Source organism: Tenericutes bacterium MZ-XQ, from assembly GCA_002838205.1.
GTDB lineage: Bacteria > Bacillota_I > Bacilli_A > Acholeplasmatales > Acholeplasmataceae > Mariniplasma.
In genome coordinates, this window is sequence record CP017950.1 from 73,161 (window position 1) to 86,132 (window position 12,972).

15 protein-coding genes and 2 tRNA genes are annotated in these 12,972 nt (G+C 30.0%); all 17 read left to right on the forward strand.

Features of this window, described 5'->3' with window-relative positions; translation table 11 throughout:
* Positions 1 to 30: 30 nt before the first annotated feature.
* The 17 genes from BK011_00335 (at position 31) to BK011_00415 (ending at position 12,882) form a co-directional block, all read left to right on the forward strand.
* Positions 31 to 1,647, forward strand: coding sequence for an ABC transporter ATP-binding protein (locus BK011_00335; protein AUD64214.1), 1,617 nt, complete (start codon positions 31 to 33; stop codon positions 1,645 to 1,647).
* Positions 1,648 to 1,790: 143 nt separating this feature from the next.
* Positions 1,791 to 1,881 (forward strand) — tRNA-Ser (locus BK011_00340).
* Positions 1,882 to 1,890: 9 nt separating this feature from the next.
* Positions 1,891 to 1,966 (forward strand) — tRNA-Glu (locus BK011_00345).
* A 463-nt stretch (positions 1,967 to 2,429) separates the two neighbouring features.
* Positions 2,430 to 2,888 carry a hypothetical protein gene (locus tag BK011_00350; protein ID AUD64215.1) on the forward strand — a complete coding sequence of 153 codons (459 nt, stop codon included), beginning with the start codon at positions 2,430 to 2,432 and terminating at the stop codon, positions 2,886 to 2,888.
* Positions 2,889 to 3,060: 172 nt separating this feature from the next.
* Positions 3,061 to 3,402: a hypothetical protein gene (locus BK011_00355; GenBank protein AUD64216.1), complete on the forward strand. Its 342-nt coding sequence runs from the start codon at positions 3,061 to 3,063 to the stop codon at positions 3,400 to 3,402.
* Positions 3,403 to 3,416: 14 nt separating this feature from the next.
* Positions 3,417 to 4,361: a hypothetical protein gene (locus tag BK011_00360; GenBank protein AUD64217.1), complete on the forward strand. Its 945-nt coding sequence runs from the start codon at positions 3,417 to 3,419 to the stop codon at positions 4,359 to 4,361.
* Positions 4,362 to 4,381: 20 nt separating this feature from the next.
* Positions 4,382 to 4,585: a hypothetical protein gene (locus BK011_00365; GenBank protein AUD64218.1), complete on the forward strand. Its 204-nt coding sequence runs from the start codon at positions 4,382 to 4,384 to the stop codon at positions 4,583 to 4,585.
* Between the two features lie 429 nt (positions 4,586 to 5,014).
* Positions 5,015 to 5,392 (forward strand): hypothetical protein, encoded by a 378-nt coding sequence (locus BK011_00370; protein ID AUD64219.1) that lies wholly within the window; start codon positions 5,015 to 5,017, stop codon positions 5,390 to 5,392.
* Between the two features lie 260 nt (positions 5,393 to 5,652).
* Entirely contained in the window at positions 5,653 to 5,940 is a 288-nt protein-coding gene (locus tag BK011_00375; protein AUD66098.1) for a hypothetical protein, read from the forward strand.
* Positions 5,930 to 6,277, forward strand: a complete 348-nt coding sequence (locus BK011_00380) for a hypothetical protein (GenBank protein ID AUD64220.1) — start codon at positions 5,930 to 5,932, stop codon at positions 6,275 to 6,277. Before BK011_00375 ends, BK011_00380 begins: the two co-directional genes overlap by 11 nt.
* Before the next feature lie 467 nt (positions 6,278 to 6,744).
* Positions 6,745 to 7,578 (forward strand): prenyltransferase, encoded by an 834-nt coding sequence (locus BK011_00385; GenBank protein ID AUD64221.1) that lies wholly within the window; start codon positions 6,745 to 6,747, stop codon positions 7,576 to 7,578.
* 527 nt (positions 7,579 to 8,105) lie between these two features.
* On the forward strand, positions 8,106 to 9,038 hold the full coding sequence (locus BK011_00390; GenBank protein AUD64222.1) for a hypothetical protein: 933 nt from the start codon (positions 8,106 to 8,108) through the stop codon (positions 9,036 to 9,038).
* A 509-nt stretch (positions 9,039 to 9,547) separates the two neighbouring features.
* Positions 9,548 to 10,390: a hypothetical protein gene (locus BK011_00395; protein ID AUD64223.1), complete on the forward strand. Its 843-nt coding sequence runs from the start codon at positions 9,548 to 9,550 to the stop codon at positions 10,388 to 10,390.
* Positions 10,391 to 10,729: 339 nt separating this feature from the next.
* On the forward strand, positions 10,730 to 11,242 hold the full coding sequence (locus BK011_00400; protein AUD64224.1) for a hypothetical protein: 513 nt from the start codon (positions 10,730 to 10,732) through the stop codon (positions 11,240 to 11,242).
* Positions 11,243 to 11,417: 175 nt separating this feature from the next.
* Positions 11,418 to 11,633 (forward strand): hypothetical protein, encoded by a 216-nt coding sequence (locus BK011_00405; protein AUD64225.1) that lies wholly within the window; start codon positions 11,418 to 11,420, stop codon positions 11,631 to 11,633.
* Complete coding sequence (locus BK011_00410; protein AUD64226.1) at positions 11,630 to 11,923, forward strand: hypothetical protein; 294 nt, start codon at positions 11,630 to 11,632, stop codon at positions 11,921 to 11,923. Before BK011_00405 ends, BK011_00410 begins: the two co-directional genes overlap by 4 nt.
* Positions 11,924 to 12,045: 122 nt before the next feature.
* Complete coding sequence (locus tag BK011_00415; protein ID AUD64227.1) at positions 12,046 to 12,882, forward strand: hypothetical protein; 837 nt, start codon at positions 12,046 to 12,048, stop codon at positions 12,880 to 12,882.
* Positions 12,883 to 12,972: the final 90 nt, after the last annotated feature.

Genomic DNA, 12,972 nt, shown 5'->3' on the forward strand with positions numbered 1-12,972 from the left:
GGCCATTTTTATTTGCGAAGGAGAAGTTCAATGATTACAGTATCAAATGTTAATTTAATATTTCCGGATAAAAAGATTTTTGAGGATGTCAATTTAAAATTCTTACCGGGAAATTGTTATGGAGTTATAGGCGCAAATGGCGCTGGAAAATCTACATTTTTAAAATTACTATCAGGAGAAAAAGAAGCAACTTCTGGAAGTATCATTATTGATAAAAATAAGCGCTTAGCGTTTTTAAATCAAAACCAAAATGCTTTTGATGAATATACAGTGATTGAAACAGTGTTTATGGGACATAAGAAACTGTTTGAAATTATGCAAGCTAAAGAAGTTTTGTATCAAAAAGAAACGATTACTGATGAAGAAGGTTTTCACTTATCCCATTTGGAAGCAGATTTTGCTGAGCTAGATGGATGGAATGCTGAACCTGACGCTGAGAAATTATTAAATGGACTAAATGTTCCAGAAAGTGATTTCTATAAAAAGATGAGCGATATACTACCCAAAAATAAGGTTAAAGTATTACTTGCACAAGCTTTATTTGGTAACCCAGATATTTTATTATTAGATGAGCCTACCAATAATCTTGATTTTGAAGCGATTGATTGGTTAGAAAATTTCTTAATCAATTATGAGCATACAGTCATCACTGTATCTCATGATCGTCATTTTTTAAATAATGTATGTACACATATTATTGATATTGATTATTTTCAAGCTAAACTTTATGTGGGTAATTATGATTTTTGGATGGAGTCATCACAACTTGTTCAAAAACTTATGGCTGATAAGAATAAGAAAAAAGAAGAACGCATTCAAGAGTTGAAAACGTTTATTGCAAGATTTAGCGCAAATTTATCTAAATCATCACAAGCAACATCTAGAAAAAAAGCATTAGAAAAAATAGAATTAGATCAAATCATCCCTTCAACTAGAAAATATCCTTTTATTGGTTTCGATATAGAAAAACAATTAGGTAAAGATGTTTTAGAGGTTAATAATTTAAGTTACTCTTTAGATGGAACTAAGCTATTTGACAATGTGTCATTTGTGATCAATCGTGATGATAAAGTCGCGTTATTTGGGGATAATGATTTAGCAAAAACTGCTTTACTAAAAATACTTGCTGGTGAGATAAAAGCTGATAGTGGAACTATCAAATGGGGACAAACAGTAACAACATCATATTTACCAAGTGACAATGAATCATATTTTAATGGTAAAAACCAAAATTTGATTGAATGGTTAAGACAGTATTCAAAAGAACCTGCAGAATCATATATTAGAGGATTTCTTGGAAGAATGTTATTTAGTGGTGATCAACCTTTAAAAGAAGTGAAATTCTTATCAGGTGGAGAGAAAATGAGATGTATGTATTCAAAACTCATGTTATCTGGGGCGAATACACTTCTTATAGATTCACCAACAATCCATCTTGATTTAGAAGCAATTCAATCTGTTAATAAGGGATTAGAAGATTTTAAAGGATCTTTGATGGTCGCATCTCACGATCATGTTTTATTACAAACGGTTTGTAATAAAATAGTAGAAATTGGAAATAATGGATCATATAGTTATGAAGGTCAATTGGATGATTATTTAGCAAATCAAGATATTAAGCAAAGAAGAAAAGCATTATATATATAATAATCATCTAATCTTAGAAAACGATTATTAGAAATGAGATTGTTAAATGAAGTATTTATCATAAACTTTCATCAAAAATGGTTGACAAAATGACAAAAATACGTTATTCTATATAAGCGCGAAAACGCGTAAACATAACGGTTGGAGTAGTACTCAAGTGGCTGAAGAGGCGCCCCTGCTAAGGGTGTAGACCAGGAGACTGGTGCGAGGGTTCAAATCCCTCCTGCTCCGCCATCGTTATTTGGCCCGTTGGAGAAACGGTTAACTCACATGCCTTTCACGCATGCACTCACGGGTTCGAATCCCGTACGGGTCACCAATAATGTTATGAAATGCTCTTCTCACCCGTGAGAAGGGCTTTTTTTTATAGACATTATTAGGTGAATTTTAATTTATTAAGCAGTAATTTTTGTAGAGGTTTTCATTTTTTGATCAGATTTTATCAAAGGTTTAACAATCCCCATAATTTGTAATGACATAAGCGGTTTTTAATCCACAAGAAAGAAGTCCTGTAATGATTTAAAAAACACATCAAGAAAACCAACTTATATTGATATAAGTTTTAACTGATTTCTATAACGTGTGTATTTTATGTGGTTTTAACTCATTTGTAATAACAACTAAAATAGTAAAAAGTATAAATAAATTACATAACTCTGGAGCTTCATGGAGTTCTTGATAGTAAACAAGAAATTCCAGTGAAATGAAATTCTAAGTATTAAATATAAACAGATTACATGTTATAATATAATAAAAATAGGATAGATAATATAAGGAGAATTATGAGAACAATATATGCACACAGTGCATTATTTAGATTTATGAATATTCTTTCAATCATTGTAACAACTTTTGCTATAGTACTTGGTATTGCCTTCAAAGATCCTGAAGTTTGGAAACTATTATTCGTGTCATTGTTCTTTACAAGTGTATCCTTATTGTTGCTAATTAATAGAGTTCAATATGATGATCAAATGATTCAAATCAAATTTATCACGAAGAAAAAAACAATTAGATACTCTGATATAAAAGAAATTTACTACATAAACGATAGGGTTAAGGGTTGTGAAGTTGTCTTCAATTTAGAAAGTGCAATAGACTACAGCTGTAATTCATCACTTATATATATAAAAAAATGTAAAGATATTGGTATAACAAACACATTCACTTTTGCAGGTATGAGAGTAAAGGACTTAAATAAGATACTCAAACAGTATAAAGGAAAAATAGTTTCCGCATAGATCAAGTAAAACAATAAAATATTTGTATCATAGTTATAAATAATAATATAAGAACACCTAATTATTTAGGTATTTTTTTGTATAAATTAATCTACTAAAAATTATCAAAAGATAATAAATTTGACATAAGTTATCAATGAATGATATAATATAATATATGAGGGGGGATTTCATGACCAACATCATCGTTTTGATTGAAGCGTATCTAGAAAAAGTAAGATTATATATAGAAAAAGATGAGTATACATTTGAAAGACGGGATATGGAGAACCTGACATATCTAGGTATTTCTTACAAAACAGCACTGGATATCATTAAGAACTTAACATATGAGTGCTATGTATCAGGACCAGAACCAGATCATTTATATGAAGAACAAGATATATTTGTATTTGGAGGATTGTATGAGGAGATAGAACTTTATATTAAACTGACTTTTAGAAAGCGAGATGATTTGTTTATCATGAGTTTTCACAGAGCAAAATATAAAATGGAATATCCACTAAAAAAATAGGAGGAAAAAATCAAATGGATAAGAAAGCATATTGTTCAAAATGTGAGCAAAAGCAACACTATTTTATTAAACAAGAGGATTTGACTAGAAAAGTTAAGGAAAACACATATACATTAAATGCTAAGGTTGCACATTGTGCTGTTTGCGATGAGGAGGTCTATATTCCTGAGATTAGTGATCAAACACAACAAGCTTTTTTTAACGCATATCGACTAGATCATCAATTGCTTACTGTTGATGAAATGATTAGCATAAGAAAAACTATTGGTTTGAATCAAAGAGACTTCTCAAGACTGTTAGGTTTTGGTGAAATAACCATCTCTAGATATGAATTAGGATCATTACCAAGTAAAAATAACGCACAAGCAATTAGTAAAATATCTAATAAGAAGTTTCTTGAAGAGAAATACGAACAAAATAAGTTACTAATAAGTGAAGATGGAAAAAAGATCATTGAAGACTACTTAAAACTAAAAGGCAACACAACTGGTAAAGTAAAGTACAGTCAAGATAAGTTTTTTGAGCTGACCTATCTAGTTATTGAAGAAGCGGAAAAAAACAACGAGAAGATGACTGAAACAAAGTTAAATAAATTGCTTTTTTATGCTGATTTCAATCATTATCTTAAGTTTGGAAAAGGCATAACCGGCTCTAAGTATTTAAAACTTCATTTTGGTCCTGTTCCCAACCACTCGTTATTGAAATATAGTAAAAATCCTTACATTAGTTTTTATAAAACTGATGATGATCGAACACAAATAGAAATAGTTAAAAAACCTGCTAAATGGCACTTAAATGATTTCGAGAAAAAAATAATTGAGGCAATCTATTCGTACTTTAAAGATACAAACGCTAAAAAGATAACTGATATATCTCACCAAGAAAGTGCATGGACTAATGCAGTTCTATTTGAAGAAATTTCTTATGAACATGCAAAGGATTTAAAAATCACAGTTTAGTAAAGTTAGGAGGTGAATGTATGAAGTATATAAGTAAAAATGAAGTTTTAGCTGGATTATTCATAGTTGTAGTTCTATTTATGTTTGGTTCTGCGGCTTTAAATACAACATTAACCTCCTTAAAGACTTCTGGGATTGATTTATTTGAAGTACTTTTTGCTAAACACATAGCATGGTTTGTAGTAAAAGGAATACTTGCTTTGTTGTCTAGTACTGGTATTTGATTGGGATCTGCTAAAAGTAAACTACTGTTTTCTGTTGTGCTTATTCTAGTAATTGCGTCATTCTTTTAAATGGTCTAGAAGTAAATTTATGGATTATCAAAGGATCCAAAAATGTATTCGGTTACCAAAACTATACATGAAATAAAGATATTCAAATCTTTACTTTCTGTTAGTCACTGAAAAAAACGTGAACCCCTACGGGTCACCAATAATGTTATGAAATGCTCTTCTCACCCGTGAGAAGGGCTTTTTTTATTGGTTTTATTATAACCATTACAAGACATTACAATTATGTGTAATTGTAAATATACACTTGAAATAAAGATTTCAAATATAGAAATGAAGAACTAAAAATTTACTATTTTTAATAGATGCATGAGTCGTGATATAATTAATAATAAAATAGTGACAAAAGTTAGAGGGGATAAAATGGATAGTCATATAAAGAAATACTTGAATCGATTTAAAGGCGCAAAAATTACAGAAATAAATGAGTTTCAAAACATTACATTCTTACTAAAAGACAAAGATATAAAATATATGCTTTTAGAAGGAGGATGGCGTATATTTGAGCATCATAAAATGGTTATGACAAAGTCAGAGTTTAAAAAAACTGAAGATATAAAAGATTATCTTGTTGGAGCAGTCATTAAATACATTAAAATTAGTGAGTTTAATGATTTAAAAATCGTATTCGAAAACCATATGATTCTCCAAATCATTGCTGACTCAATGCGATTTGAAAATTGGGTACTTAATCAAGAACTCATATGTCTACCTGGTGGAGAACTAACAGATTTTCTCTAACCTTAATCTTTACAAACCACCCAATGAGTGGTATAATTTGGTTGAGGTGAATAAGTATGGATTTAATGATTAAAGAAGCTAGAGCAGAATATGGGTTAACTCAAAAAGATTTGAGTGAAATCACTGATATACCACTAAGAACGATAGAAAATTGGGAAAGTGGTAAACGCACACCCAGTCCATGGGTTGAAAAAATGGTATATAGTTATTTAAAACAATATCCCAAAAATCAATATGGTATTATTACCGAGACAAAAGGCATTTATGAAGTCAATCAAATCAAAGATGCCTTATTACCGTTAACAATTAAATATGATATAAGCAAGATTATTTTATATGGATCATATGCTAAAGGTAAACAAGAGCCACTAAGTGATATTGATTTAGTAGTCGATGGAAACATAAAAGGTATAAAATTCTTTGGCTTGCTTGAGGACGCGAATAATGCACTCGTTAAATCAGTAGATCTCATCCATTTATCTCAAATTGTTCATAACTCTGAAATTTATAAAAATGTTATGAAGGGTATCACACTTTATGAACGATAGAGATACTAAGGCACTTAAGAGAATCGTCGCACATATTGAAAATATACTTGATTATGTAAAATCAATTGAATCACTAGATGACTTCACACATAACCAACTAGTTGTTGATGCAGTCGTATTCAACTTAGCTCAAATAGGTGAGATATCTAAGCATAGAATCTCATTAATTTTAAAAGACACTCAAGTTGATGTTCCTTGGCATGAGATGTATGGATTTAGAAATCGTATAGTACATGATTATGATCAAATCAACATGAATATTGTTTATGATACTATTAAAGAAGATCTACCTCCCTTGTTGGAGCAATTAAGAAAGCTGATTAGTTTGAATAAGTAGTCAATAATAAGGTGAAAAAATTTTCTCGGGAAAAATCGTGAACCACTACGAGTCACCATCGCTTTCAGTGTCTTCATTTCATAGCAAAATGGGGACTTTTTTTGTTTTTATAAAGAGTTATAGATTGAAACTCTAATGACGCTTTCGGCACCTGAAGCAGTTTTCACAGTTCATCAAATAGTCAATTATTACCATCTATCGGAAATTTTGAGAGACAACTCCTGTTTTTGCAAAACTTATGACAACATAAGCAAATTTGGAACCTGAAAAAGGAAGATAATATTAAGTCTCAAAAATATGTTGAAAAATCCAACTTATGTTGATATGAGTTATAGCAATGCTTGTTTTTTGGTTCTATAGACGTGGTATTCATTCTTTTGTAAAAATCTCCAACGAATCAAATGTGATAAAATATTCACGAAGAATGCAAGATTGAATATTGTGTTAGCAAAACGAGGTGATATTATATGGAAACCGAAAATCGATACTTATCGGATATAAAAGAGATTATATCTCACAGATATGATCATGGTGGAGATTTATGGACCACTCCAGACCAACGTATACTCAAAGGATCGCCATATTCTACAATTGGAAGCGCTCATCTATTGCTTGAATTAGGCGTTGATCCTAAAGGAGATTTGTTAATTGAAACAGCCAATTTAATTTTTAAGACTTGGCAAAAAAGTGGCCAGTTTAAGGTATATCCCACAGGAACCGTTTATCCATGTCAAACTGCTCATGTAGCTAGGACACTTTGTCATTTAGGTTATGCTTTTGATCAAAGGATCCAAAAAACTTTTCAGCATTTACTTGATATCCAGCATCCAGATGGAGGATGGAGATGTAATAAGTTTAGTTATGGTAGAGGACCAGAAACAGAATACTCTAACCCTTTTCCGACACTTACCGTTCTTGATGCCTTTCGATTTAGTGATTATTTAAACAATGAACCGGCACTAGATAAGGCAGTAGAGTTTCTACTTGAACATTGGACAATAAGAAGACCAATTGGCCCATGTCACTACGGTATAGGTACACTATTTATGCAGATAGAATATCCTTTTAGTAATTACAATATCTTTATGTATGTCTATGTTCTATCGTTTTATAATAAGGCAAAAAAAGATTATCGTTTTCTTGAGGCCTTAAAAGCACTTGAATCAAAAATGGTTGATGGACAGATTATTGTTGAACGTAATGTCTCAAAACTTTCCAAATTATCTTTTTGCAAAAAAGGTGAACCAAGTATATTGGCAACAAATAGATTTCATGAGATATTAGTAAATCTCGGAAAATAGTATTAAAATGTATGGTCACTCCACCGAAGACTGTTTAAAAAAAATGAACCCTGTACGGGTCACCAATCTCATTATGATATGCCCTTCTCACCAGTGAGAAGGTTTTTTTTATTGATGTTCATAAGTGTTTCGAGAATTATATAACATTTTAATTAGTTTAAGGATTGTTAATAAGAGAGGTTTGATTAAACTTGAAGATATATACAAAACTTATGTCAGCATAAGTAAAATTCTTTCTACATAAACGAGGTCTATGGTAATTTTTTAATTTCTATCAAAATATCCTATTTATCTTAACATAAGTTTTATGTAATTTTCAAAAACAAGAAAAACTTGAAAAAACGAAATTAATATCATTATATTTTATGCTACAATGTATTTAAATAAGCAGTGCATATTTAAGGGGGAAATATGAGCGACGTACAACATAAAAAACAACAAACTAAAAAAAAGTAATTAATATAGTTAAAAGTTTTGTACTTTTAATTATTTTTGCTGCTACTTACCTAGTAGTTCCTAAGTTAATCTTGTCTTATTATGAATCCAATGGCTATACATTCAGTGAAAATGTAGGGCACATAACTCAATATTCTTATGATAATAGTGTTGCAACACATAATCAAAACATCATTTTTGAGTATGAAATCAAAGTACAGAGGGATTCGGTATCAATTAACGACCTCAGATACGCTATTGTATTTAGTGATCGTGATATTTTTGATCTAGGTATGTCTGCTCAGGACTACTATATGTCTATATTTGATTTTTATGATTTCGATTTTTTATATGGAAATCCTTTCTTGAACGACAATGAAGTTGTATTGTCGGAATCAATTTCTCTTGCTTTATTTGATCAAATCGATAGTGTAGGAGAGTCAGTTGAAATAAATGGTATTGAGTATCTGGTTTCAGGAATCGTAGATGAACAAAACGAAAAAATGGTATATATTTACACTTCTAGTAATAATATTAATAGGATTTTAAACCAAGACTGGACATTTGATGATTTTATATTTTTTAAAGATAACAATTTACAAATGAAATTGTATGAACGAGGAGGTATTGATTTAGTAAGGTTAACAGAAACAAGAATAAATCAACATGCATTGATTGCTAAGTCACAATTGATTATAAGTATATTTTTTCTTATAATTGCGATATTAAATATTGTAGTGCGATTGAACTTTAAAGAGAGTGAGAAAGAAAAGCAGTTTGAGAAAAGCAAATTTAGTTATACCAAATCTTTATTTAAATCGTTAGTAGCTATGACAAAATTTATGATATATATAGTTATATTTTCTATAGCTGTACTTGCTATGGGAGGCACTATACCGGTTGCATTTACACATGTTTTAAACTTAATTTCTAAACTTTACTGGATATTGAGTATCTATGCCATACCGGTTTTATATATAACTTATAAGGGAATTAAAAATAGAAGATCAGTTGACAACACATGATTGATAAAAGGCGAAGAACAAAAATATAATTTGCTTCGAAAATGAGATGTTATTATAGTAAAAAAGAGACGATATAAATGCCTAAACTTATACTTATAAGAGAAAAAAAAGAGTACGGTATTAATCATGTTTCACAATTTTTTGTCTATGTATGCATTGATATTGCATGAACACCATATTGTCACCAAAATTGATAGTTAAGGCTTATTCTATATGAATGAGCCTATTTCTTAAATAATATCAAAAATGCAGATTGTTCTAAAAGAAAGTTTAAATTTATTTGTACATAAGTGTTTTCAATAGTTATTCATTAGGATTAGAATGGATTTTTATTAATATGAGTATTTTATGTCGCATACATGATTTGTAGAGATTGGTATAAACATATATAAGTTTATTAAATCACTTTATAAAAGCGTAGTCTACATAATGTAGATATAAAAAAGTAAAGCATATACAGTCAGATTTGATATAATAGAATTAATTTATTAGCGATAAGGGGAAAATGAATGATTAGTGAAGTCATAAAAAGAATTAGAGCAGAACATAAATTAACACAACAAGATTTAGCCAATCAACTATTTGTATCGTCTAAAACGATTAGTTCTTGGGAAAATAACCGAACAAATCCGGATATTTATGTTCTTGAGAAACTATCTGATATCTATCACATTCAAATGAATGATTTAATGGCTGGGAATATTAGTAAGTTTTCAATACTTAAATATAAAGTAAGACAAATATGGAGAAAAGTAATAACCCTAGTTAAAAACAACCTATATTTTAGTATCATAATTGGGGTAACTTTGATATCATCTATCTTGCTTGGAATAACGCCACCATTACCTTTTTGGATAGTTACTAATTTGATAGTATTTTCTGCAATTACTATAATGATTGTAAAATTTTCAAAAGCATATATAGGAATCCTGATATTTATATTTTATGATCTCATATGGAGAATGTACATGATTATTGATGTAGAGGCATATGTTTTAGAAGATGCGCTTGGAAATTTAGATTTTCTGTATCCACTTTTTTCTTGGTCATTACTCGGCTCTCTTTTTCTTGTTATTTTGTTCGGTATCTACCTTTTCATTATAAAAAGCAAACATCGATTTTATCATATCTTCACAGTAGCATCGTGTTTTATTTGGATTGTCATTATATGGTTATATCAAAGTTCTTATGATTTTATTAGAGGGTATTCATCATTTAGTTCAGAGTGGTGGTATAGAATTGAGAAAAACGACAATTTTTTATTGTATGCAATAGGGTATATAACTCTAATCGATTTATTATTAGTAGCACATAAAATATTTAAAGATAAAATAATAAATGCGAGAAAATAAGCTTAAAAAAACGACATTTTAACGTAAGCTTGAATAAAAGAATTACTATAGCTAATGAAATGTTCATAGATCACGAGTAATGCCATGAAACGCTTTTCTCAAAATTGAGAAGGTTTTTTAGGTTTACGAAACTTATGTAGGTTCAAATGAAATCCAAAGAGATCCGCTTAATCAAATATAACTTATGGTTACCGAAGATAAGATAAGTACATATCCTGATCAATGAATTTCCTTAGCATTTTTTACCATATTGTTTTGTAAAGATCAATAGAGTAGAATGTAATATAGAAGCGATATAGTTACTCAAAACAAAAAAAATGAGAAAAGTGTGGACTCAATATGAACAAAAAAATTAAATCACATATGTATCCAATCAGTTTATACGTTTTATCAAAAGATGAGTTAGTTTCACTCATCTCAAAATCACTATTGCTGCCCAATATATCATTTAATCGCTTTGTTTTAGATGATGTTACTATGCAAGCCATATATAAAAAAATCCAAAAAATGACAGATTTCAATCACCTGGATGTCAAGTGGTATACCTATCATCTCGTTATCAATCAGAATGATGAAGCAGTGGGTCTTATAGGCTATAAAGGTTTAAAAAATAGATCAGTTGAAGTAGGATACTATATTGCACCCTATTATAGAAGACAAAATTACAGTTATCAAGCTCTTATGTCGATGATTGAGTGGACTGAAAAGACCAATCAGGTTGATCGAATCACTGCAACTCGCGTATTATCAACGAACATAGGTTCACAAAAAGTACTAGAAAAATGTGGCTTTGATCTCGATGATTGTACGGACTATGAAAAGAGTTATAGTTATCACTTCACGGTTACTTAAATTAAACATCAGACACTGCAAACTCAAAGAAAAGAATCACCCCATAAAAAATGCATAAATAGATTAGAATTTCAGTAAATAGATGATAAAATGATTATAACGATTGCAAACGAGCACATAATGCTTACTCATGATAAGGTTAAATACATTGTTCGTTTTAAGAAAGAGATTAAATATGAAAGATGATTATCAAATTCGACCAACAAAAACAGCAGATATTCCTAGATTAGTTGACATTTATCACTCATGGGAAAATAATCCATTTATCAACATCGAGCAAGAACCAAGCGACTATTTTTCCATGTGTATCAATAAAGGGGATTTGCCTCCATTAGAAGGCGCAAGTAAAGATAATTATCAACTGTATTCCATTTTTTTCAGGATCAATTGATTGGTTATTTTGATTGCTATCACGGATATCCTAGAAAAGACTATCTCTGGATTAGCATTTTTGTGATTGATCAAACATTATCCGGTTATGGTCATGGATCAGAAGTAGTTAAGATGATTGAATCTATGTTCTTGAGTGAATCATACCCTACACTTGCTCTAGGCGTCAAAACTAAAAATACTCTAGGGCTCAAGTTTTGGACAAAAGTGGGATTTCGTGAAATTTTAGGTGTTTATGGAGAAGAAGAAATTGTTATAGCGTTAAAGAAGACAGTATATGTAAAAGGATAATTGATCTGATCATATTTTTTTAAGATCAGACAGTTGTTAAGTGAAAATAATATAGTTATCTCCAATCAAGAATAGTTTGTTGATTTTGGATATGTAATGTCGTGCGTTAGGAGTAAGAGTAAATGTCGTATATATTTAAAGAAGATCAACTTCGAACCTATCAAGAAACTATTGATCAAGAGTTGGCCAAGTATAATTTAGAACGAACGAAAAATGAAGAAAGAAGCCATGTTTACATCTATTTATTTGATTTTGAAAAGATGGTTGCAGGACTTCATGCAAATATTGGATGGGATTGGATTCATTTTAATACGTTTTTTTATCAAACAAGAGATCAACTATATACACTTTTAAACGAAGCACATAAAGAGTTTGGTCATCAAGCCATTGGGTCGATGATTTCATCATCTACGCCATTTTTAATAGAGGATTTTTTAAGTGCAGGATATGAAATCCATGAAACAATAGAACATATTCCTTATGAGAAGAAAAGAATAACACTCATTAACAAACATAAGAAGCAATTATCAATAAAACAAGATCATCTCACCATCGTATCTACTAAAGAGGTAAATCCGTATCACAAGCAACTCATTGAACAAGGAAAAGAGTTTGATACTAAATTATATGAATATATGGGGCAATCAAAAGACCTTTCTTTTGTATGTCTGGATAACGATGTATGTGTTGGTGGTGTCCTAGGGTCCATTCAAAATCATACGCTTAGTATTGACGCATTATATGTGGATAAAGCACATAGATATAAGCAAATAGCCTCTAGATTAATGGATATGATAGAAAAAGAAGCAGTTAAGCATCATGCAAAAATAGCCTATTTAGGAACTGGGTCTTTTCAAGCTCCTGATTTCTATCATAAGTTAGGATATAAGATTGTTATGACAGTTGATGATTTTCCTAAAGGATTTAAAAATCACACAATGTTAAAAACACTGATGTAATTATATATATGTCAATAAGTTTAAAGATCCCTTCTTTCAGATAAGAAGGTTTTTTCTTGATATCTATCCATGTATAAACCTATGAAATGA